Below are 22,272 nucleotides of genomic sequence, written 5' to 3'. Positions count from 1 at the left end.
ATGTTCGGCTTTATCCGCCTGATCCTGATCCTGTTTGTGGTGCTGACCGTGGCCTATGGCGCGGTGTCGCTCTACTCGCGCGAGGTGCGGCGGGCGAAGCTGAAACGGCGCTGGAAAGACAAGGGGTTGACCGGCGACCGCGCGGCCTTCATCCAGCGGGGGCTGAGGCAGTATGACCGCTCGTTCCGGCGCAAACTGATCCTCCTGGTCTATATCATCCCGCTAGGGGCCATCGCGCTTCTGGTCTATGTCATTAACTTCATGTGAGGAGCTGCCCGATGCGTTTCATCAAATGGGCCATCCTGATCACCTTCTGGGTGCTGTTCGGCGCCTTCCTGCATTACACGCTGCCGCAGTACGACGTGGCGCGCATCGTCAACACCTACGAGGAGCGGCAGGAGCTGAACGACTGGACCCGCCTGTTCTGGTCCAAGCCCGACGACCAGTCGGCGCAGCTGATCAACCGCGATGTGCAGTTCATCCAGGCAGTGCGCGCCAACGGCCGCAATATGGTCTACCGCAATGAGGACACCGGCTGGAACTGGCCGCCCTATTTCAAGTTCGACACCGCGAACCTCTATACGGATGCCAATGACAGCATCTCGACCAGGGCCAACCCGGAGTGGGTGGCGGTGATGCATTACGGCTGGCGCAACGAGTTCCTGTCGATCTTCCCGAATGCGGTGTCGATCAAGCCCGTGGCCGGGCCGGAGGATAAGCCGACAAACTGGTTCAGCATCATCTTCCTGGTGCTGCTGGCCGCCATCCTGTGGGCCATCTATGTGCGCTGGCGCCGGTTCCGGCGGGCGCGGATCGAGCCGATGATCGAAAGCGCCGAGGACAGCCTCTATGCCGCGGGGGATGCGATTGCGGAACGGCAGGGCCGCTTCCGCCGCTGGCTGGACAGCTGGAAATCGAAGTGATGAGGGGCCGCCGCGTGGGCGGCCTTTTCATTGGCTTTGAGGGTCTTGCGGCTCGTCAGGCCTGTGGCGGCACAAGAACGAAGTTGCCGAAATGGGTTTTCTTCAGGAATTCCTGCTGGGCCCTGGCGATGTCCTTGAGCGGGAAGACTTTGGCGACAAGCGGCCGGATTTCGCCGCGCTCGATATAGGAAATCAGGTTCGGAAATCAGGTTCGGAAAAACCGGCTCATCCCAGGCGGTGCAGCCGATCAGGGTGATGTCCTTCAAATACATATCCCGCATGTCCAGATCGACAACCGGCCCGGCGATGGCGCCGCTGGACACCAGGCGGCCGCCGCGTTTCAGCAGTTTGAGCATTTGCGGGAAGCCAGCCCCCGCCACATTGTCAACGACGGCGTCAACGCTTTCCCCGCCCAATTCCGCCAGCAGGCCGCTGTCCCGGTCCAGAACGATATCCGCACCAAGGCCGCGCAGCTGATCCATCTTCCCCCGGCTGGTGACCGCCGCCACCCGGGCGCCGCGGCGTTTGGCCAGCTGCACTGTGGCCGAGCCGACACCGCCGGAAGCGCCGGTCACAAGCACCAGCTCGCCAGCGCGCACGCTGGCGCGGTGCAGCATGTTTTCCGATGTGCCATAGGCGCAGGGAATTGTCGCCAGCTCCTCGTCCGACCAGGCGCAGTCGACCGGGAACACCTCAGTTGCCGGGACTTTGACATATTCGGCAAAGGCGCCGTCAAAGTCCGAGGCCATCCAGACGTTGTCCATAACGCCGTAGCCATTGGGGCGCATGCAGGGGCGCACCAGAACCCGCTTGCCGGTCAGGGCCTGGCTGGCGCCTGGGCCTGCCGCAACAACCCTGCCGCAGCAGTCGGTGCCCTGGATCAGCGGGAAGGGGGTTGCCTTGTTCCAGCCGCCGTCGGCCTTTTGTTCGGCATGGGCTTCCTGGCGGCCTGCGGCCGCGGCGGTGTCCGTCGTCACGCTGGAGGAATACCATCCGAGCCGGGTGTTGATTTCGGTGTTGTTCACCCCGGCTGCCAGAACCCGCAGCAGCAACTCTCCCTCGCCGGGGTCCGGGATGGGCACGGGTTTGTACTCAAGCTTGTCGTAGCCGCCGTTTCCGGTGGTCACGACGGCCATCATGGTGCCCGTGCTGCTGCGCGTCATTGGTTCGTTCATAAGCGGCCCCTTTCGTTTGCGCGGGGTGCCGGAAGATATCGGGATACAGTGCAAATACTGCCCGCAGGGCAGGGGCGGCGGCAAGAGGTGAATCCAAAGACACGGTGCGGCCTGTCCGTCGGGCGCAGTCTGGCGAATCGCTGAGCCGAGCCGATTCGGAGGAAAATACCCTGAAGATCAGCACTTTGCCGCAAACGGACCGGCGAGTGCCGGTTTGAGATTCTGCGCCGGAAACGGGCCTAAGGCGGGGATAACATGCATGTCTTTTTCCGGTTTCGGCGGGTCGGATTTGTCTCCGCCCAAGGGGTGCGTTTCGGGCAATTTGCGCCTCAGCAAGGTGCCGCCCCCTGGGGCGGAGAATTGGGAAGCTGGTGAAATTCCGGTACTGCCCCCGCAACGGTGACCCCGGGCAAGGCATGGCAAAGACCACTGAAGCAGGCGCTTCGGGAAGGTGCCAGGCCCCGCCGCCGAATGGCCCCGGGACAGTCCGGAAACCAGCCTTGCCCCGAAAACGTCAACCGCGGGCGGCGGCGGGGCGGTTGCAGGCGCTTGGCCTGTGATCTCTCTCCTCATGCCCGCAGCCAAGCCAACCTGCCGCGGGGATGCGGCAAAGGAGAGAAGCATATGCTTCACGACAGCGAAATTCTGGCCAGACTGGTGGCCCGTCAGAAAAACTATTCCCTGGAGCAGGCCTTCTATACCGATCCGGGCGTGCTGGATCTGGACATGCGCCAGATCTTCTACCGCGAGTGGCTGTTTGCCATTCCCGCCTGCGAGATCCCGAAGGCGGGGAACTTCGTGACCCACCAGGTTGGCGCCTACAACGTGATCATCGTGCGCGGCACCGATGGCGAGGTGCGTGCCTTTCACAATGCCTGCCGCCACCGCGGCTCCGTCGTGTGCAAGGCGAAAAAGGGCAATTCGCCCAAGCTGGTCTGCCCCTACCACCAGTGGACCTATGAGCTGGACGGCTCCTTGCTGTGGGCGCGCGACATGGGGCCGGAATTTGATGCCTCCAAGCACGGGCTGAAGCCGGTGCACTGCCGCGATCTGGCGGGACTGATCTATATCTGCCTGGCCGATGAGGCACCGGATTTCGATGCCTTCGCCGCTGTGGCCCGCCCTTATCTGGAGCCGCATGATCTGGGCAACGCCAAGGTCGCCTATGAAAGCTCGATCATCGAGAACGGCAACTGGAAGCTGGTCTGGGAGAACAACCGCGAATGCTATCACTGCGGCGGCAACCACCCGTCGCTGTGCCGGACCTTCCCCGAAGATCCATCGGTGACCGGTGTTGAGGGCGGCGAGACCCCGCCGCACCTGCAAAAGCATTTCGACCGGATCGAGGCGGCGGGTATCCCGGCCCAGTTCCAGATCGACGCGCGCGGCCAGTACCGGGTGGCGCGGATGCCGCTGAATGAGGGCGCCGAGAGCTATACCATGGACGGTAAGGCAGCTGTGGCCAAGAAACTGGGCCGGGTGCCGTTTGCCGATGCGGGCACGCTGTTGAAGTTCCACTACCCGACCACCTGGAACCATTTCCTGCCGGATCATTCCATCGTGTTCCGCGTGACCCCGATCAGCCCGACGGAGACCGAAGTCACCACCAAATGGCTGGTGCACAAGGATGCGGTCGAGGGCCAGGATTACGACCTGAAGCGGCTGACCGAAGTGTGGGTTGCCACCAACGACGAGGACCGCATCGTGGTGGAGGACAACCAGCGCGGAATCAACTCGCCCGCATATGAGCCCGGCCCCTATTCGGAAGTGCAGGAAAGCGGCGTTATCCAGTTCTCCAACTGGTATGCCGAGCACCTGACCCGTGCGCTGACCGGCCGCCACCTGATCGCGGCGGAGTAACGGCATGGGACTGCAGGCCAATTTCGAAACGCTGGATGAGACGCTGGCGTGGAAGGACGACGAGATGCTGGAATGCGTCACCGTCGTGCCCGAGGCGCCGAACACCGCCACCTTCAGCTTCCGCGCGCCTTCCGGCGCGTGGTTCAAATACCAGCCGGGCCAGTTTCTGACGCTGGAACTGCCGGTGCCGGGCGGCACTGTCTGGCGCACTTACACCATCAGCTCCTCACCCTCGCGGCCCTTGTCTATCTCTGTCACCGTGAAGGCGCAGGCCGACAGCATCGGCACCCGCTGGATGCTGGACAACCTGCGCCCGGGCATGTTCCTGAGGGCCTCCGGCCCGGCGGGCCTGTTCACCCTGCCCAAACGCCCGAACGGCAAGTTCCTGTTTATCTCCGCAGGTTCCGGCATCACGCCCAGCCTGTCGATGACCCAGTATCTGTTCGACCGCGGCCAGTCGCCCGATGTCAGTTTCATCAACTGTGCCAAGCGGCCCAGCGAGATCATCGCGCGGCGCCAGCTGGAGGGCATGGCGGCGCGGGTGCAGGGGATCAAGCTGCATTTCGTGGTTGAGGAGGACGACCCCTATCAGGTCTGGACCGGCTACCGCGGGCAGCTGAACCAGATTATGCTGGGCCTGATTGCCGGCGACTACCTGGAGCGCGAGGTCTACTGCTGCGGCCCGGACCCGTTCATGCAGGCGGTGCGCGACATGCTGAATGGCCTGGGCTTCGACATGGAGAACTACAATCAGGAAAGCTTTGGCGCGCCGGTGGAGACCGAAGCCGATGCGCCGGAGCTGGACGATGTGGTGCCGGAAGAGACCGCGGCGGCAGAGATCACCTTTGCCGCGTCGGGCGTCACCGCCACCTGCACAGAGACCGATACGGTGCTGGCGGTGGCCAAGGCGTCGGGCCTTAACATCCCGTCGGGCTGCACCTTCGGCATCTGCGGCACCTGCAAGGTCAGGAAAACCGCGGGCGACGTGCATATGGTCCACAACGGCGGCATCTCGGAGGAGGATGTGGAGGCAGGGTATATCCTGGCCTGCTGCTCCAACCCGATCGGCCGGGTCGAGGTCGAGATCTGAAGGCCCAGGGGGGGCGCACCGGATCCGGTGCGCCCCCTTTCCGTGCCCCGGTTCCAGGCCAAAGATCAGCAGGGGATCCAGCGCTGCATTCTGCCCGCCGCCGTTACGCGCCATCACCCGCATTGCTGGCAGGATGATCCGGACTTAGCACATCGCCAGGCCCAGACCTCCGCCCTGGACGCCAAGCAATGTCAGGATCCGCTCAGTCCAGGCCAGCCTAAGGGCCGGCATCACCAGCCCGGCGATGAAAGCCAATCGGCGCAATCCACCGCGAACATCGCCATCAGCCCTATGCTGGCCGTGACCGGCATGGAGGTCACTTGCCGCATCAGGCTGCCGGTTCAGTCCGCAAACAGAGACCGGGCTGCGGCAATCTCCATCGCCTTGTCCCGGGGCAGGTTCAGGAAACCGCCGAGCTGGGCTGCGTTTTCCTCCGCGCTGGCGCCCTCGCGCAGGTGAAAAAGCTGGCTGTAGACGGCATCGCGGATGCGGTCGCATTCATGCAGGATATCGTTGCGGATCGTCGGCAGCAGCCGCTCCAGCGTCAGTTGCGGCGTGCGCGCGCCCGCCAGGCCGGCCCGCTGGGCGTGGCCGATCAGGTAGTCATCGCTGAAGGTGCAGTCGATGTGCAGGAACCGGGTCGAGGAGCGGTCTGAAAGGAAATCATTCATCAGGTCGATGGCCGCGGGGTCCAGACAGATGATCAGCTGATCCGTCTCGTAGTATTCGAACAGCATCCGCAGCAGTGCCCGGCGGTGGCGGGTGCGCTTCATCAGCGCGGCCTCGATGCCGCCAAGGTCCGGCAGGGCGGTGTCTTCCTCGTCAAACAGATACTCGACAGCGGGAATACTGGTAGCCTGGCGGATCTGCTCCAGCAGCCGCTTGGCCACATGCCACTTCTTGCACACCACGACCAGCAGCTCGCGCTGGCGCCCCAGGCTGCTCTCGGTCTCCCAGAACCGCGGCGCAAAGCGGTGCCCGGTGCGACCGCGCTGGGCCAGGAACCTGTAGAGGCTGCGCCCCTCGTTGGAAATCTGGAAACTGACGCCCTGCGCCGCGTACAGCCGGCCCAGGCGCAGTTTCAGCTCCTTCGCCTCGGGGCTGATCTTGCGGGCAAACAGGAAGTCCTGGCTGAGCAGCAGATCATAATGGTCATTGTAGAAATTCACCGGCATCCCGTAGTCGGTGAACATCAGGAAGGTGAGCGTGCGCGTTTCGATTTCCGCCTCCGGGATCAGATGGCGCACCAGGGTTTGAAAAAATGTCTCATCCGGGATCCAGGTGGTGCGGAAGAACCGCATCACATCGCGGCGCTTGCGGATAAAGCCCAGGATCCACTCCACCGTGCGCCGCCGCAGGCACCACCACTGGCTGCCGATCTGCATCTGGATGTCGGCAGGGATGTCCCGTTGCAGCCCCAGCCGCTTCTGCAGGCCGTGGCTCCAGTAGAACAGCTGCTTGTGCTTTCGCTCGTTGAAGAAATGCCGGTAGATCAGCCGGTCCTCCTTCATGCCGGTCTTGATCCAGTCGCTTTCGAAGAAATCGAAGCTTTCGATGAAATCCTTGTCGTGCTCATCCAGGAAGCGGTGGGCGTATTCGGCGGTTTTCACCGCCATGCAATCGCCCGACAGCATGTAGAAATGAGTGGCGCGCGGGAAATCCTCCAACGCGCTTTGCAGGGCGTGCAGCGTTGCCTGAACCAGAGACCATTCCCCCCAGCCGCATTTGATCCGCTTCCGGGCGAAGGTGACATTGGGGTTGCCGGCCAGCTCTGTCCGGATCAGCCGGTAGTCCTCCTCCGCCGCCCGCCCGTCGAAGTGAATGGCCATGTAGTCGCCGGCCGCGGTCAGCTGTTCAGCCTGCTGGACAACCGCTTCGGGGTCTTTGTGGCAGAGCAGGATATATGCGATTTTCGCCATAGGGTGGACGGAGCGCCTTGTCTTGCCTGATTGTTTCTCTTGATAAGCGGGCTGACAGCACGAATAAACCAGATAGTTTCCGTTTCGCTAAACTTATGCGAAGAAGCTGGGGACAACGCGCAAGAAAAATGAGGGCAGCGGATGGGGTTCCCCGGCACCTGGATGACGGAAAGTGAAAGTGCGGTCTACCGGGTGGTGCCCAAATGCGCCTGCTCGACGATCGGACAGATCCTCTATTACTCCGATCACGGTCGGTTCTTCGACGGCGACATCCATGATTCCGAGGACGGCCTGCACAAATGGGCACAGGAGCACAGCCAGGGTCCGATCACCCGCAATGTGCAGGGGCACCGATCCTATGCCTTCACCTGCGTGCGCAACCCCTATACCCGCATCCTCAGTTCCTTTTTTGACAAGATCTGCGGCATCCAACGCAACGGCCGCCGTTACCGCGGCAATCTGGTGCCCAAGCTCGCCTATGAATACGGGATCGAGGTCGGCGGCGACGACGGCAAGCAGGAGTTCGACCAGATCGCCAGCTTCCGCCGGTTCCTGCTGTTTGCGCGCGACACCATCCGCTGGCGCCGCCCGATGGACCCGGACATTCACTGGTCGGCGATGTCCGGGCATGTGTCGACCTTCATCCTGAACGGCGGGCGCTACAACCGGATCTTCTGGACCGAGGCGTTCAACGACGGGATGCAGCAGGTGCTGGACGCGATCGAGACACCGCATGCCGTCGACCTCGCCGCAATTCCGCGCTTCAACGAAAGCGAGGGCCACGGCCCCAAGCGCGCGCATCCGGTGGAGGATTACTTCGACGATTTGTCGATGCACCTGGTCTACGAGATCTACAAGCGCGATTTCGAGCTGTTCAAATACGACTTCGAGAACCCCGCCAACAAGATGCCGGTGGGCGAGATCGACCTCGACGAGGTGCACGCCAAGCTGGGGGAGTAGCGTATCGGGGGCCGCGGCTCCCGCGCCTGTGACGCAGCATCGAAGATGCCGCGCCAAGCCTTGGGCCCGGCGCCGCTGGCGCGGCGCGGGCGGGTAGCTGCAATAGGCCCGTCGGCTTCATCTTTCCCCAAATACTCCCGCCGGAGGCGCGCCGTGCGTCAGCAAGGCGCCCGGCCCAACACCGCGCGGCGGGCTGGCGTCAGGCAGCGGGCCAGAGCGGGGGCGGGAGAATTCTGGTCTCACAAGAAGATTTCTGAGAAGCGGTACAGGGGCAGGTTGGCCCTGAACGCGCCTTTGCCTGTGGGACCCGGCCGCAGGCGCGGGGCAAAAAGAAAACCCGCCGCGGTTGGGGCGGCGGGCTAATTGTGACTTTCTGGGGTCCTGCCTCAATCTTCGTCAGGCAGCGCGCGCACGGCGCCCTTGGCGGCCGACGTGGCCAGCAGCGCATAGGCCTTCAGCGCCTTGGAAACCTTGCGCTTGCGCGGCTCTGCGGGTTTCCAGCCCTTGGCGTCCTGTTCCTCGCGCCGCGCCGCCAGCTCCTCGTCGGAGACAGCCAGATGGATCGAGCGGTTGGGGATGTCGATCTCGATCTTGTCGCCCTGGCGCACCAGGCCGATGGTGCCGCCTTCGGCCGCCTCGGGTGAGACATGGCCGATCGACAGGCCGGAGGTGCCGCCGGAGAAGCGCCCGTCGGTGAGCAGCGCGCAGGCTTTGCCCAGGCCCTTCGACTTCAGGTAGGAGGTCGGGTAGAGCATTTCCTGCATCCCCGGACCGCCGCGCGGGCCTTCGTAACGGATCACCACCACATCGCCTTCCTTGACCTTGCCGGTCAGGATGTCGTTCACCGCCGCGTCCTGGCTTTCGCAGACATGGGCGGTGCCGGTGAACTTGAGGATGCTTTCATCGACACCGGCGGTTTTCACGATGCAGCCGTCCTGCGCGATATTGCCGAACAGAACCGCAAGGCCGCCGTCCTGGCTGAAGGCATGCTCCTTGGCGCGGATCACGCCGTTCTGGCGGTCGGTGTCCAGCTCCTTGTAGCGGTTGGCCTGGGAGAACGCCTGCGTCGTGCGCACGCCGCCGGGGGCGGCCTTGAACAGTTCCTCGGCCTCGGGGTTGTTGGCGACCTTGATGTCCCATTTGGCAATCGCTTCGCCCATGGTGGCGGTATGCACGGTGTGGCAGTCATTGTGCAGCAGACCTGCACGGCTCAGTTCGCCCAGGATCGAGAAGATGCCGCCCGCGCGGTGCACGTCCTCCATGTGGACGTTATGGATATTCGGCGCGACCTTGCACAGGCAAGGCACCCGGCGGCTGAGCCGGTCCATGTCGGTCATGGTGAAGTCCACCTCGCCCTCGTTGGCAATCGCCAGCAGGTGCAGCACGGTGTTGGTGGAGCCGCCCATGGCGATATCCAGGCTCATCGCGTTTTCAAACGCCTCGAACGTGGCGATCTCGCGCGGCAGCAGGCCCTTTTCCTCGTCCTGGTAGTGACGCTTGGTGATCTCGACGATCTTGCGCCCGGCCTCCAGGAACAGCCCCTTGCGGTCGGCGTGGGTGGCCAGCGTCGAGCCGTTGCCCGGCAGCGCCAGCCCCAGTGCCTCGGCCAGGCAGTTCATCGAGTTCGCGGTGAACATGCCCGAGCACGACCCGCAGGTCGGGCAGGCGTTTTCCTCGATGTGTTTGACCTGCTCGTCGGTGAACTTGTCATCCGCTGCCGCGACCATGGCGTCGACCAGGTCGATCTTCTTCATGTCGAGATCGGCAATGTCGATCTTGCCCGCTTCCATCGGGCCGCCGGACACGAAGATTGCCGGGATGTTGAGGCGCATGGCGGCCATCAGCATCCCCGGAGTGATCTTGTCGCAGTTGGAGATACAGACCATGGCGTCCGCACAGTGCGCGTTGACCATGTATTCGACGCTGTCGGCAATCACCTCGCGCGAGGGCAGTGAGTAGAGCATTCCGTCATGGCCCATGGCGATGCCGTCATCCACCGCGATGGTGTTGAACTCCTTGGCGACGCCGCCGGCCGCCTCGACCTCGCGGGCGACCATCTGGCCGAGGTCCTTGAGGTGGACGTGGCCGGGCACGAACTGGGTGAAGGAGTTGACGATGGCGATGATCGGCTTGCCGAAATCATCGTCCTTCATGCCGGTGGCGCGCCACAATCCGCGCGCGCCCGCCATGTTGCGGCCATGGGTGGAGGTTCTGGATCGGTACTTTGGCATCAGGCTGGTTCCCTTAGTCTTTGCCCTCAGGGACACGATTTGCGCAATAAAGGCAACCGCGCGGGGCTCTCTTCGGTAATATTGGCGCAGATTGCGCCGGATTTCAGTGGCGAAATGTCTCTGGCGGTGTGTCCTCAGGCGCGGACAGGGGCGGGGGCTGGGGGCTTCAGCCAGTGATTCACCGCAAGCCCCAGAACCAGCGCCCAGAACGGCGCGCCGATTCCCAGGAAGCTGATGCCGGAGACCGTGGTCATGAAGGTGATCAACGCTGCCTCGCGCCCTTGCGGTTCTGCCAGCGCGGCGGACAGGCTGTTGCCGATGGTGGCCAGCAGCGCCAGCCCCGCAACGGTGGCGACCAGCGCCTTGGGGGCGATCAGAAACAGGCTGATCACGGTGGCGCCGCCCAGCCCCACCAGAATGTAGAATAGGCCGGTCATCACCCCTGCCAGATAACGGGTCTTGGGGTTGTCGTCCGCCTCCGGGCCTGCGCCGATGGCGGCGGTGATGGCGGCGAGGTTGAAGGCAAAGCCGCCGAAGGGGGACAGGATCAGCGAGGCCAGGCCGGTGACAGTGAGGCTGGCGGACACCGGCGGTTCATAGCCGCAGGCCTTCAGCGCCACCACACCGGGCATGTTCTGCGAGGACATGGTGACGATGTAGAGCGGCAGCCCGATTCCGATCAGCACCGGCAGCGAGAAGGCGGGCATCACGAATTCCGGGCGGGCCAGGCTCAGGTCGAGTGCTTCGAGGCTGCCGAATGCGCCGGTGCCCGCGCACCAGGTCACGCCCGCGGCGAGTACCGCGGGGATACAGTAGCGGGGGAACAGTTTTCGGCCTGCGAGGAAGGTGAGGCCCATCACCGCCACCAGCGCGGTATCACTTTGCAGCGACGTGAAGGCAGAAAGCCCGAACTGGAACAGGATGCCTGCCAGCATGGCGCTTGCCAGGCTGTCCGGGATCAGGCGAGACAGGGCGGCGAACCAGCCGGTAATACCGGTGAGGGTCAGAAGGACCGCGCAGAGGAGGAAGGCACCCACCGCCTCCGCCAGCGGCACGCCATTGAGGCTGACTGCCAGCAGCGCCGCGCCGGGGGTGGACCACGCCGTCAGGACCGGCATCCGGTAGACCAGCGACAGGATCAGGCTGGTGAACCCCATCCCAAGGCCAAGCACCAGCATCCAGCTGTTGGCTTGGGACTGGGGCGCACCCACGGCCTCGATCGCCTGAAAGATGATGGCGACGGACCCGGTATAGCCGACCAGCACGGCCACCGCGCCGGAGACGAGATGCGAGAGCTTCAGATCCTTGAGCATGCGGGTTTTCCTGCGCGCGCGAATGGGGTAGGAGTTTTGTGCGTTATAGCGCACACTACACCTCGTGCGTTATAGCGCACAAGCTTTTTTTTGACGGGCAGAGACAATGAGCGATGACGGCATCACCCTGAACCTGCGGGAAATCCGGTCGGCGGCGGGGCTTAGCCTCAGCAAGGCGGCGGAGATCACCGGTGTCAGCAAGGCGATGCTGGGGCAGATCGAGCGCGGCGAATCGAGCCCGACAATTGCGACGCTGTGGAAGATCGCCAAGGGGTTCCACCTGCCGCTAACCGCCCTGCTGGGCGAAGCCGCACGGCCCGTGAGTGCTGCGACCGGAGTCTATGAGACGGTGCAGTTTCCGGGCAGCATCGGGGTCAAGATCGTCTTTCCTTTCGACCCGATCTTGGGCGCCGAAACCTTTCAGGTCACGCTGAAGCCGGGCCAAAGCCACCAGTCGCAGCCGCATGACACCGGGGTGACCGAGGAGGTTTTTGTGCTGCATGGGTCGATGGAGGTGCTGAAGGACGGCGCGTGGGTGGCGCTGGAGGCAGGCCAAGGCCTGCGCTTTGCCGCCGATCAGCCGCACGGCTACCGCAGCCGGGAGACCGGCGCGGCCTTCCTCAACATGCATCACTACCGGCAGGCGGTTCTGACGCAGCGGGACTGATCTGCTTCACTTGTGCATTTCCGGCCGCCTCCCTACCACTTACCCAAGTCATTTAGGGTCAGGGATTTGAGGAGCGCCGGAATGGACACGCTGCGCGGAAGCCTCCTGATGGTGCTGGCCATGGCGGCCTTCGCGCTGGAGGACATGTTCATCAAGTCCGCAGCCGCCAGCCTGCCGGTGGGGCAGATCCTGATCCTGTTCGGCCTTGGCGGTATGGTGCTCTTTGCTGCGATGGCGCGTGCGCAGGGCCACGCCCCCTGGCACCCGGGTTTTGGCACGCGCCCGATGCTGCTGCGCTCCCTGTCTGAGGTCGCGGGACGCCTGTGTTACACTCTGGCGATTGCGCTGACGCCACTGTCTTCGGCGTCGGCCATTTTGCAGGCCACACCGCTGGTGGTGGCAGCCGGCGCGGTGGTGTTCTTTGGCGAAACCGTTGGCTGGCGGCGCTGGCTTGCGATCGGGCTGGGCTTTGCCGGGGTGCTGCTGATCCTGCGCCCGGGGCTCAGCGGCTTTGAACCCGCCTCGCTGTTTGCGGTGGCCGGCACGCTGGGGTTTGCGGGCCGCGATCTGGCCACCCGCGCCGCGCCCAGGGACATGAGCAACAACCAGCTGGGTTTCCTGGGGTTCTCCATGCTGGTGGTTGCCGGTGCGATTGCGCTGGGCTGGACCGGCGGGGCGGTCTGGCCGGCCCCGCGCAACTGGCTGGATATCGCGGCGGCGACGGTGATCGGCGTGATTGCCTATAACGCCTTGTCCGGCGCGATGCGGGCGGGGGAGATCTCTGTCATCGCGCCGTTCCGGTACACAAGGCTGGTCTTTGCCATGGTGCTGGGGGTGCTGGTGTTCGGTGAACGCCCGGACGCGCTGACCCTGATCGGCAGCGCGGTGATTGTTGTCAGTGGTGTTTTCACGCTGCTGCGCAGCCGCAAGGCGTAAGCACCATCTTGCGCCCGCTGCGGCGCGGCCTTACATCTGCCCCCCATGGCCAAGAAAAAGCAGACATCAGACCCGAACTACAAGGTGATCGCCGAGAACCGGCGGGCGCGCTTCGATTATGCGATCGAGGACGACATCGAGTGCGGCATTATGCTGGAAGGGTCCGAGGTCAAGGCGCTGCGCGGCAACGGCACCAATATCGCCGATAGCTACGCGGCGGTGGAGAATGGCGAGCTGTGGCTGGTGAACTCCTACATCCCGCCGTACGAGCAGGCCAAGGTGTTCAAGCATGAAGAGCGCCGCCGCCGCAAACTCCTGGTGTCGCGCAAGGAACTGGCCGACCTGTGGAACCTGACCCAGCGCAAGGGGATGACCCTGGTGCCGCTGGTGATCTATTTCAACCACAAGGGCCGCGCCAAGATCAAACTGGGCATCGCCAAGGGCAAGAAGCTGCACGACAAGCGCGAAACCCAGGCCAAGCGCGACTGGGGCCGCCAGAAGCAGCGGCTGCTCAAGGACGCGCGGTAAAGCCCCCTGCGGCGGCAACGCTTGCAGCTCCCTTTCATCTTTCCGAAAATACTCGCGCCGCAGGCCAGCGCCGCAAGGCGCTGCTCCGTGCCCGCTGGCTATTGCAGTATCCGACTAAATAAGTCAGATAAATTCTGCCCAGCAGATTCGCTTTTGGATCAGGCCCGGTCGGAGACGGCAGCCCGCCTGCTGCCCAAACTTCACCAGGGGAAAGCGAATGAAAGAACCTTCGCATGAGGCCGCGCTGGCGGCGCATGGGTTTGACGCGTTTGAGACCGGACTGCTGCCGGTACTGCGGCAATTTCTGCTGAGCCATGAGACACCGGAGACCCAAGCGTGGCAGCGTGCCTACATGGTGGCGGCGGAGCGCTGGGGTGAGGCCATCGGCCTTCCGGCGGCGCAGGCGCTGATGAAACTGCTGCGGGCGGTGCTGGACTGCCGGGACGGGCGGTTTACTTTCATCGATCCCTTTGACCTGGAGCTGCGCGGGACCGTAACGCCGGATGAGGCGGCGCTGCTGCAGATGCTGCACCACATGCGCCGGGACCTGACGCCGGGGGCGCGTGAAGCCGTTGCTGAGGTCACCGGAGGGAAAATGGACCCGCATGTGATCCGGGCGGGCCTCGCATTTGCGCACCGGTTTTCAGCGGGGCAGGCGGCGGCCCGGCCGGAAGCGCCGCGTTTGCGGGTGGTGGCCTGAGGCCTTGGGAACCGGCCGGCCTGCTTGGTGCCGGGGCGGAGGCGGCGAAGGCCGGATCGGCCTGCGGGCATCACTGATGGCGGGTAATGTATTCCGTGATCTTTTCCCGGCCCAGCAGGCGCTTGCGCGCTGCCAGCGAGGGGCCGGCAAAGACGATCCGCAGGCTGTCGATCTCCAGCAGCGGCGGCAGCGCCGCAGCGGGCAGGCCGATCACCCGCAGAATCGCCAGCTTTTTCAAGCCGGTCAGCGGCGTCAGGTCGCGGATGCCGGTCCCGGAAATGCTGAGCTCCCACAGGTTGTCCATGTCTTGCACCCCGTCCAGCTCCGCGACCGCGGTATTGGTCAGCGAAAGCTCCCGCAGGTTCTTGCCCGCCAGCGGTTCCAGGCTGGTCACTGCGGTGCCTTTCAAGGTCAGCTTGCGCAGCGCGCTCAGACCGGCCAGCGGGGCGATGTCGCTGACCTTCGTGCCATCCAGCGCCAGTTCAGTCAGGCTGGCCGCATCCGCGATCGGGGCCAGCTCCGCCACCGGTGTGTCCGACAGGATCAGCGTTTGCAGCGCCGGCTTGTTCTGCAGCCCCTCCAGGCTTTGCAGCCGGGTGCCATCGGCCCGCAGCATCTCCAGCCGGTCCGAGGCGGCCAGCGCGGCCACGCTTTCGACAGGGCAGTTGGAGATCCAGGCCACCCGAAGATTGGCGGCCGCCAGCGGGCTCAGATCGGAAACTTGCGTGTTGAAGGCCAGAAAGACCTCCAGATCCTGAAGACCCTCCAGCGGGCTCAGGTCGGTCACACCGGAGTCGGCGATGTTCAGGCTTTGCAGCCGCGTCAGGCCGCGCGCAAAGGACAGATCGGTGACCTCCTTGATGCCCCAGACCGACAGGTGTTCCAGCCCGGTCATGCCGGCCAGCGGGGTGAAGTCCGGCGCCTGCACAGAATCAAGGCTCAGCCGCTTAAGCCCCGGCAGCCGGGTGAGCGGTGCCAGGTCCGGCGCGGTGATGCTGACCAGCGCCAGCCGCTCCAGCCCGGGCAATGCCGCCAGCGGCGACAGGTCGACCGGCGCGTCAAACCGCAGGTCGGCCATCAGTGTCAGCTCCTTCAGATGCGTGAACCGTTCCAGCCCCTGCAAGTCCGGCGTATGGCGCCCGATCCTGATCTTGGCCTTCAAGTCATTGTCATTAATGCAAGTTTTTCCTATCTCCACGCAGCTTGCGCGCAGTGCCTGGGGGCTGGCCAGGAAAAGGAGAACGAGGAGGGCTGAAAGAATGCGTCGAAAACCGGGCATGGCAATACGCCTCTGCAATAACAAGCTCAAACAATGGTCCCCGTTTATTGCCGGCGCGTTAAAGGCCCGCAAGAATTTTGTAACCGCAGGTAGAGAGCCGGGATAGCTTGCACCGCTTTGCTGCCGGATGTACCCATGGCGCTATGTGCAGATAGGGAGACACTTTGATGCAGGACGATCCGAAGACGCTGGTTTCCACGGACTGGCTTGCCGCCCATCTGAAAGACCCGGATTTGCGGGTTCTGGACGCGTCCTGGTATCTGCCGCAGCAGGGCCGCGACGCCCGGGCGGAGTATGACGCCGCCCATATCCCCGGTGCGCGGTTCTTCGACATTGACGAGATTTCCGACAACCGCTCTGACCTGCCGCATATGGTGCCGCCGGTGGAGAAATTCATGTCCAAGCTGCGCGCCATGGGCGTGGGCGACGGCCATCAGGTGGTGATTTATGACGGCGCCGGCCTGTTTTCCGCCGCCCGCGTCTGGTGGCTGTTCCGGCTGATGGGCCAGGCCAATGTTGCTGTGCTGGACGGCGGTTTCCCGAAATGGCAGGCCGAGGGCCATCCGGTCGAGGACCTGCCGCCGGTGATCCGCGACCGCCATATGACCGTGCGGGTGCAGAACCACATGGTGCGCGACGTGACCCAGGTCTCTGCCGCGGCCAAGCTGGGCGACCATGAAATCATCGACGCCCGCTCCGCCGAACGCTTCCGCGGCGACGCGCCGGAGCCGCGCGAGGGACTGCGCGCAGGCCATATTCCGGGCTCCAAGAATGTGCCCTTTGGCCAGGTGCTGAATGCAGACGGCACCATGAAGGATGCCGAAGGGCTGCGCGCCGCCTTTGAAGCTGCCGGCGTCGATCTGAGCAAACCTGCAATTACTTCCTGCGGATCGGGCGTCACCGCCGCCATCCTCAGCCTCGCCCTGGAGCGCATCGGCAAGACCGATCATGCGCTTTATGACGGGTCCTGGGTGGAATGGGGTGCCTTCCCGACCCTTCCCGTTGCTACCGGAGAGAACTGAGCAATGTTCGAAACCCTGAAACCCCAGCCCGCCGACAAGATCCTGATGCTGATGCAGATGTATCGCGACGACCCGCGCGCGGACAAGATCGACCTGGGTGTCGGCGTCTACAAGAATGCCGAGGGCGTCACCCCGGTGATGCGCGCCATCAAGGCGGCCGAGCATAAGCTGTGGGAAGAGCAGACCACCAAGTCCTATGTCGGCCTGGCGGGCGATCCGGCCTATTCTGACGCGATGATCAAGCTGATCCTGGGCGATGCGGTGGCGCGTGAAAACATCGCGGCGGCAGCGACCCCCGGCGGCACCGGCGCGGTGCGCCAGGCGTTTGAGCTGATCAAGATGGCCAACCCCAAGGCCCGCGTCTTTGTATCGGACCCGACCTGGCCGAACCATGTTTCGATCCTGAACTACGTCGGCATCGAAACCGTGGTCTACCGCTACTTCGACCGCGACACCCGCGGCGTGAACTTCGACGGCATGATGGAAGACCTGAAGGGCGCGCAGAAGGGCGACGTGGTGCTGCTGCACGGCTGCTGCCACAACCCGACAGGCGCCAACCTGAACGAGGTGCAATGGAAAGAGGTCATCGCGCTGCTGAATGAGCGCGGCCTGATTCCGATGATCGACATCGCCTATCAGGGCTTTGGCGACGGACTGGAAGAAGACGCGCTCGGCGTGCGCCTGGTGGCCTCCAGCTGCCCCGAGGTGCTGATTGCGGCGAGCTGCTCCAAGAACTTCGGCATCTACCGCGAGCGCACCGGCCTGCTGATGGCAGTCTCCAACGATGCCTCCGCGCAGGCGCTGAACCAGGGCACGCTGGCGTTCCTGAACCGGCAGAACTACTCCTTCCCGCCGGACCACGGCGCGCGTCTGGTGACCATGATCCTGAACGACGACGCCCTGCGCGCCGACTGGGCGGCAGAACTGGAAGAGGTGCGCCTGGGCATGCTGGGCCTGCGCCAGCAGCTGGCGGATGAGCTGCGCCGGCTGACCGGCTCCGACCGGTTCAGCTTCATCGCGCAGCACCGCGGCATGTTCTCGCTGCTCGGCACCACGCCGGAGCTGGTCGAGAAGATGCGGGTCGACAATGGCATCTACATGGTCGGCGACAGCCGCCTGAACATTGCTGGTTTGAATGCGCAGACCGTGCCGGTGCTGGCCAAGGCGATTGTCGACGCGGGCGTCTGAGCCCCGCTGCATAACGACAAAAAAACGCGGCCCCTTATCAGGGCCGCGTATTGCATTTCCGGTTATGGCCTTCGTCAGCTCGGCGAGAACTCCGGATAGGCCTCCATGCCCAGTTCGGCCATGTCGAGGCCGTTGACCTCGTCTTCTTCCTCCACCCGGATGCCCACGGTGGCGCGCAGGATGATCCAGACCACGGCGGAGGCTGCGACCGTGAACACGCCCACTACGACAATGCCTGTCAGCTGTTTCAGCAGGGTGGCGTCGGGGTTCGACAGCACCACGGCGACGGTGCCCCAGATGCCGCAGATCAGATGCACAGGGATGGCGCCGACAACGTCGTCAATCCGCAGCTTGTCCAGCATCGGCACTGCGAACACCACAATCACGCCGCCGATGGCACCGATCAGGGTGGCAAGGCCCAGGCCCGGGGTCAGCGGCTCGGCGGTGATGGCCACCAGCCCGGCCAGCGCGCCGTTCAGGATCATGGTCAGATCCGGCTTCTTGAACAGCACCTGGGTCAGCACAAGCGCCGCCACTGCACCGCCCGCCGCGGCCGCGTTGGTGTTGGCGAAGATGCGGCTGATATCGGCCACGTCACCAATCGAGCCCATCGCCAGCTGCGAGCCGCCGTTGAAGCCGAACCAGCCCATCCACAGGATAAAGCAGCCGAGCGTCGCCAGCGCCAGGTTGGAACCGGGCATCGGGATGGTCTTGCCGTCCTTGTACTTGCCGATGCGCGGTCCAAGGATCAGCGCGCCGGTCAGCGCGGCCCAGCCGCCCACCGAATGCACCACGGTGGAGCCTGCGAAATCCAGGAAGCCCATCTGCTCCAGGAAGCCGCCGCCCCATTTCCAGCTGGCCTGGAACGGGTAGATCACGGCAGTCAGCACGATGGTGAAGATCAGGAACGGCCACAGCTTGATGCGCTCCGCCAGGGTGCCCGACACGATCGAGGCGGTGGCGGCGCAGAACATCAGCTGAAAGAAGAAATCCGATCCGGTGGAGGCGTAGGAGTAATCATCGGCCCCTTCTGCGGTGATCCCCACGGCCTCCAGCACGGCGGGACCGAAGACCCCGGACAGGACGCCGTCGACCGCCCAATTGCCCAGCGGGTACATCAGGTTATAGCCGATCAGCCAGTAGAACACCGCGGCCAGCGAAAACAGCGCCATGTTCTTGGTCAGCTGCATCGTGACGTTTTTGGAGCGCACCAGCCCCGCTTCCAGCATGGCAAAGCCTGCAGCCATCCAGAACACCAGGCAGCCGCCGATCAGGAACAGGAGTGAGTTCAGGATGAAAACGGTATCGGTTGCCGGGTTCACACCCGGGGCGGGGCCGTCCTGGGCCAGCGCCAGGCCCGGCAGCGCGGTCAGCGCCACGGCTGCCAAGGGGAGTTTCAGTTGCTTCATATGTATTTCCTCCGTGCCGGGCGCGTCTACAGCGCCTCGAGGTTGGTTTCGCCGGTGCGCACCCGCACCGCCTGTTCCACATCCAGAACAAAAATCTTGCCGTCACCGATCTTGCCGGTGCGGGCGGTTTCGGTGATGGCGCTGACGGCCGCCTCGGCCTGATCCGCGGGCACCACCAGTTCCAGCTTCAGCTTCGGCACGAAATTCACTTCATATTCCGCGCCGCGGTAAATTTCCGTGTGCCCGGCCTGCGCCCCAAAGCCCTTGATTTCGGTGACCATCAGCCCGCTCACGCCCAGCGATGTCAGCGCTTCGCGGACCTCGTCCAGCTTGAAGGGCTTGATGGCAGCTATGATCAGTTTCATCTCAGCATCCCCTGCATTTGCGTCACGCCGGCCCCATGCCGATGCATTTCGCACTTGCAGCAAAACCGGCGATGCGAGTCGTGCAAAGAAACGGGCAGCAAGTTTCCGCGCGTCTTTCTGCGAGCGCACAATAATTTTGCGCCTTTTGCCCGCTTCGCCTAAAAACCGGCCATCTGGCAAAGGGGGAAAGGTCCGGATTCTGCCCCTCTACAAACCGCGTCAGGCAGAGTATTGTCGCGGCAATCGGGCAAACCGGGCAGGAAATGACGATGGCTCAAGGATCCGGGCGCAAGCCTCTGGTGGCAGAAAAACGCTATAACGCAGGCGGCAAGGGGAAACCCTCTGCCGCCAAAACGTCTGCGCGCAAGACATCCGCGCGCAAGACAAAGAAATCCGGGCTGTTCGGGCTGCTCTTCCGCAAGAAGACGCGCCCAAGGCCCGCGCCCAGGAAAAAGGGCGTCATCGGTCTGCTGCTGGCGCCCTTTGCCTGGGCGTTCCGGCTGGCCTGGGGGTTCACCTGGCGCATCGGCATGGTGGTCTGCCTGCTGGTCGGCCTGGCGGTGGCCTTTCAGTATGTGAAGCTGCCGGATGTTTCCGCCTATCTGGACGGGCGCGCGCGCGGCTCGGTCACGCTGCTGGACCGCGAGGGCGAGGTGTTTGCCTGGCGCGGCGACCAGTTCGGCGGCGTGGTGACGGCGGACACCGTCTCGCCGCATCTGAAGAACGCGATTGTCGCGACCGAGGACAAGCGGTTTTACCGCCATTTCGGCATCTCGCCCCGGGGCGTGGCCAGCGCCGTGCGCATCAACCTGAGCGAGGGGCGCGGGCCGCTGTCCGGCCATGGCGGCTCCACCATCACCCAGCAGACCGCCAAGCTCTTGTGCCTGGGCCGCATGTACGATCCGGCGGAGTGGAAAAGTGAAAGCGCCTATGAGGCCGACTGCCGCAAAAGCTCGCTGTGGCGCAAGGCAACCGAAGCGGTCTTTGCCCTGGCGCTGGAGGCCAAGTACACCAAGGATGAAATCCTCTCGATCTACATGAACCGCGCCTATATGGGCGGCGGCGCCTATGGCGCCGAGGCCGCGGCGCAGCGCTATTTCGGAAAATCCGCTAACCAGCTGAACCCGGCTGAGGGCGCGATGCTGGCCGGGCTGCTGACGGCACCCTCGACGCTGGCGCCGACCAACAGCCTGCAGCGCTCGCAGGACCGGGCCGCGACCGTGCTGCGGCTGATGCAGGAGCAGGGGTATCTGACCACGGCGGAGATGAAGCGCAACCAGGACAACCCGGCAGAGCTGAGCGAAGCTGCTGCGGCGCGGGCTGGCGGGTATTTTGCCGACTGGGTCATGGATACCATCCCGGATTTCCTGGGCGATCAGACCACCGAGGACGTGGTGATCCGCTCGACCCTGGACCAGCGGCTGCAGGCCGCGGCAGAGGGCGCGCTGAAATACATCTTTGAGAACAAGGTCCGAGAAGGCTCCAAGGCGCAGGCTGCGATTGTGGTGATGAGCGCCGACGGCGCCGTGCGCGCCATGGTGGGCGGCCGCAAGACCCGCGTCTCAGGCGTGTTCAACCGCGCGACCCAGGCCAAGCGGCAGACCGGCTCAGCCTTCAAGCCCTTTGTCTATGCCACAGCACTTGAGCTGGGCTATTCCCCTTATGACAGGGTGCTGGATGCAAAATACTGCATGAGCATTCCCGGCTCCGGCCAGTGGTGCCCGGAAAACTATACCCGCAAGTTCTATGGCGAGGTGACGCTGGCGCGCGCGCTGCGGGATTCGCTGAACGTGCCGGCGGTCAAGATTTCCGAGGCGGTGGGCCGCGACAAGGTGAGCCGGGTGGCCCGGGATTTTGGTATCGACAGCGACCTGGCGGCTGGGCCCGCGCTGGCGCTCGGCGCCTCCGAAGCCAGCCTGCTGGAGATGACCGGGGCTTATGCCGGCATCCTCAACGGCGGCTCCTCGGTGACGCCTTACGGGGTGACCGAGCTGAAGCTGGTCGAGGACAACGCGCCCTTGATGGGCGCAAGCGGCGGCATCGGCGAGCGGGTGATCCGCACCGAGGCGGCGCAGCAGCTGGTCTGGATGATGGAGAAGGTGATCGCCGGCGGCACTGGCACGCGGGCGCAGATCCCGGGCTGGCAGGCGGCGGGCAAGTCGGGCACCACCTCTGCCGCCAAGGACGCCTGGTTCATCGGCTTTACCGCGGATTACGTGGCGGGTGTCTGGATGGGCTATGACGACAACACGCCGCTGTCCGGCGTGACCGGCGGCGGCCTGCCGGCCGAGATCTGGAGGGAAACCATGGTGCGCGTGCATGAAGGGCTGGAGCCCAAGCCGCTGCCGATGCTGGAACCCGCCCCGATCGCCCCGCCGCCGCAACAGGTCCAGCGCGAGCGCCGCCGCCGCCAGGGGCCGAACCTTGGCAAGGAACTGGGCCGCGCGGTCGACAATATCCTGCGTGACATTCTGGGCAACTGACGCGGGCGCTGTGGCAGTCCTTTCGTAGGCGCTCCCGCCTGGCATAGGCCCCCCTGCGGGGGGCATCGCCAGTTGGGTCCGGCGCCGCGCCCCCTCGGGGCGCGGCGCACGCCCTGCCCGCGGGGCAGGGCGCCCGGCCCAACGGGAGCAAGGCATCTTTAATGCTGCCGCGACGGGCGGGAGGGCCGCGCTGGAGGTGCAACCGCACGCGCCCCGGTGCCGCT

The 22,272-nt window shown here is 64.4% G+C and carries 19 protein-coding genes and 1 riboswitch; of the genes, 12 read left to right on the top strand and 7 right to left on the bottom strand.

Features of this window, described 5'->3' with window-relative positions:
• Both DAEP_RS0112025 and DAEP_RS0112020 read left to right on the top strand, forming a co-directional pair.
• The gene (locus tag DAEP_RS0112025; protein WP_027244835.1) at window positions 1-267 is read left to right on the top strand and encodes a hypothetical protein; all 267 of its coding nucleotides are present in this window, start codon (window positions 1-3) and stop codon (window positions 265-267) included.
• Window positions 268-278: 11 nt separating this feature from the next.
• Window positions 279-923 (top strand): DUF1523 family protein, encoded by a 645-nt coding sequence (locus DAEP_RS0112020; RefSeq protein ID WP_027244834.1) that lies wholly within the window; start codon window positions 279-281, stop codon window positions 921-923.
• On the opposite strand, the gene DAEP_RS22660 is transcribed toward DAEP_RS0112020, so the two are convergent.
• On the bottom strand, window positions 848-2,098 hold the full coding sequence (locus DAEP_RS22660) for a zinc-binding dehydrogenase (protein WP_342665822.1): 1,251 nt from the start codon (window positions 2,096-2,098) through the stop codon (window positions 848-850). The two genes, DAEP_RS0112020 and DAEP_RS22660, sit on opposite strands and share 76 nt — an antisense overlap.
• Before the next feature lie 318 nt (window positions 2,099-2,416).
• A riboswitch (cobalamin riboswitch) is annotated at window positions 2,417-2,615 on the top strand.
• A gap of 107 nt (window positions 2,616-2,722) precedes the next feature.
• Between DAEP_RS22660 and DAEP_RS0112010 the strand changes: the two genes are divergently transcribed.
• Together DAEP_RS0112010 and DAEP_RS0112005 are read left to right on the top strand one after the other, a co-directional pair.
• Complete coding sequence (locus tag DAEP_RS0112010) at window positions 2,723-3,958, top strand: aromatic ring-hydroxylating oxygenase subunit alpha (RefSeq protein WP_027244833.1); 1,236 nt, start codon at window positions 2,723-2,725, stop codon at window positions 3,956-3,958.
• A 4-nt stretch (window positions 3,959-3,962) separates the two neighbouring features.
• Entirely contained in the window at window positions 3,963-5,048 is a 1,086-nt protein-coding gene (locus tag DAEP_RS0112005; RefSeq protein ID WP_036760634.1) for an FAD-binding oxidoreductase, read from the top strand.
• A 341-nt stretch (window positions 5,049-5,389) separates the two neighbouring features.
• Here the strand turns inward: DAEP_RS0112005 and DAEP_RS0112000 are convergent, their stop codons facing one another.
• A complete protein-coding gene (locus tag DAEP_RS0112000) occupies window positions 5,390-6,967 on the bottom strand; it encodes a DUF5928 domain-containing protein (RefSeq protein WP_027244831.1) in 1,578 nt (525 codons plus the stop codon).
• Window positions 6,968-7,108: 141 nt separating this feature from the next.
• Between DAEP_RS0112000 and DAEP_RS0111995 the strand changes: the two genes are divergently transcribed.
• The gene (locus DAEP_RS0111995; protein WP_027244830.1) at window positions 7,109-7,927 is read left to right on the top strand and encodes a sulfotransferase family protein; all 819 of its coding nucleotides are present in this window, start codon (window positions 7,109-7,111) and stop codon (window positions 7,925-7,927) included.
• Between the two features lie 386 nt (window positions 7,928-8,313).
• Here DAEP_RS0111995 and ilvD read toward each other — a convergent pair whose 3' ends face one another.
• Both ilvD and DAEP_RS0111985 read right to left on the bottom strand, forming a co-directional pair.
• Window positions 8,314-10,158, bottom strand: coding sequence for a dihydroxy-acid dehydratase (gene ilvD / locus DAEP_RS0111990; protein ID WP_008554891.1), 1,845 nt, complete (start codon window positions 10,156-10,158; stop codon window positions 8,314-8,316).
• A gap of 134 nt (window positions 10,159-10,292) precedes the next feature.
• Window positions 10,293-11,471 carry a benzoate/H(+) symporter BenE family transporter gene (locus DAEP_RS0111985; protein WP_027244829.1) on the bottom strand — a complete coding sequence of 393 codons (1,179 nt, stop codon included), beginning with the start codon at window positions 11,469-11,471 and terminating at the stop codon, window positions 10,293-10,295.
• A gap of 106 nt (window positions 11,472-11,577) precedes the next feature.
• Here DAEP_RS0111985 and DAEP_RS0111980 point away from each other — a divergent pair, with 106 nt between their 5' ends.
• The 4 genes from DAEP_RS0111980 to DAEP_RS0111965 all read left to right on the top strand — a co-directional run bounded on the left by DAEP_RS0111980 (window position 11,578) and on the right by DAEP_RS0111965 (window position 14,302).
• Window positions 11,578-12,138: a helix-turn-helix domain-containing protein gene (locus DAEP_RS0111980; RefSeq protein WP_027244828.1), complete on the top strand. Its 561-nt coding sequence runs from the start codon at window positions 11,578-11,580 to the stop codon at window positions 12,136-12,138.
• Between the two features lie 81 nt (window positions 12,139-12,219).
• Window positions 12,220-13,074, top strand: coding sequence for a DMT family transporter (locus tag DAEP_RS0111975; RefSeq protein WP_027244827.1), 855 nt, complete (start codon window positions 12,220-12,222; stop codon window positions 13,072-13,074).
• 45 nt (window positions 13,075-13,119) lie between these two features.
• Window positions 13,120-13,602, top strand: a complete 483-nt coding sequence (gene smpB / locus DAEP_RS0111970; RefSeq protein WP_008556184.1) for an SsrA-binding protein SmpB — start codon at window positions 13,120-13,122, stop codon at window positions 13,600-13,602.
• A 217-nt stretch (window positions 13,603-13,819) separates the two neighbouring features.
• Window positions 13,820-14,302: a hypothetical protein gene (locus tag DAEP_RS0111965; RefSeq protein ID WP_027244826.1), complete on the top strand. Its 483-nt coding sequence runs from the start codon at window positions 13,820-13,822 to the stop codon at window positions 14,300-14,302.
• A 70-nt stretch (window positions 14,303-14,372) separates the two neighbouring features.
• On the opposite strand, the gene DAEP_RS0111960 is transcribed toward DAEP_RS0111965, so the two are convergent.
• Window positions 14,373-15,464 carry a leucine-rich repeat domain-containing protein gene (locus DAEP_RS0111960; protein WP_245595086.1) on the bottom strand — a complete coding sequence of 364 codons (1,092 nt, stop codon included), beginning with the start codon at window positions 15,462-15,464 and terminating at the stop codon, window positions 14,373-14,375.
• Window positions 15,465-15,748: 284 nt separating this feature from the next.
• Here DAEP_RS0111960 and sseA point away from each other — a divergent pair, with 284 nt between their 5' ends.
• Window positions 15,749-16,603, top strand: a complete 855-nt coding sequence (gene sseA, locus DAEP_RS0111955; protein ID WP_008554545.1) for a 3-mercaptopyruvate sulfurtransferase — start codon at window positions 15,749-15,751, stop codon at window positions 16,601-16,603.
• A 3-nt stretch (window positions 16,604-16,606) separates the two neighbouring features.
• Window positions 16,607-17,791: an amino acid aminotransferase gene (locus DAEP_RS0111950; RefSeq protein WP_027244824.1), complete on the top strand. Its 1,185-nt coding sequence runs from the start codon at window positions 16,607-16,609 to the stop codon at window positions 17,789-17,791.
• 74 nt (window positions 17,792-17,865) lie between these two features.
• Here the strand turns inward: DAEP_RS0111950 and DAEP_RS0111945 are convergent, their stop codons facing one another.
• Both DAEP_RS0111945 and DAEP_RS0111940 read right to left on the bottom strand, forming a co-directional pair.
• On the bottom strand, window positions 17,866-19,200 hold the full coding sequence (locus tag DAEP_RS0111945; protein ID WP_027244823.1) for an ammonium transporter: 1,335 nt from the start codon (window positions 19,198-19,200) through the stop codon (window positions 17,866-17,868).
• Window positions 19,201-19,226: 26 nt separating this feature from the next.
• Entirely contained in the window at window positions 19,227-19,565 is a 339-nt protein-coding gene (locus tag DAEP_RS0111940; RefSeq protein ID WP_008557216.1) for a P-II family nitrogen regulator, read from the bottom strand.
• A gap of 269 nt (window positions 19,566-19,834) precedes the next feature.
• On the opposite strand from DAEP_RS0111940, the gene DAEP_RS0111935 reads away from it, so the two are divergent.
• Window positions 19,835-22,048: a transglycosylase domain-containing protein gene (locus tag DAEP_RS0111935; RefSeq protein WP_008555324.1), complete on the top strand. Its 2,214-nt coding sequence runs from the start codon at window positions 19,835-19,837 to the stop codon at window positions 22,046-22,048.
• Window positions 22,049-22,272: the final 224 nt, after the last annotated feature.

It is taken from the genome of Leisingera daeponensis DSM 23529, from assembly GCF_000473145.1.
GTDB classification, from domain to species: domain Bacteria; phylum Pseudomonadota; class Alphaproteobacteria; order Rhodobacterales; family Rhodobacteraceae; genus Leisingera; species Leisingera daeponensis.
This window is presented reverse-complemented; position numbering and strand designations above follow the sequence as displayed.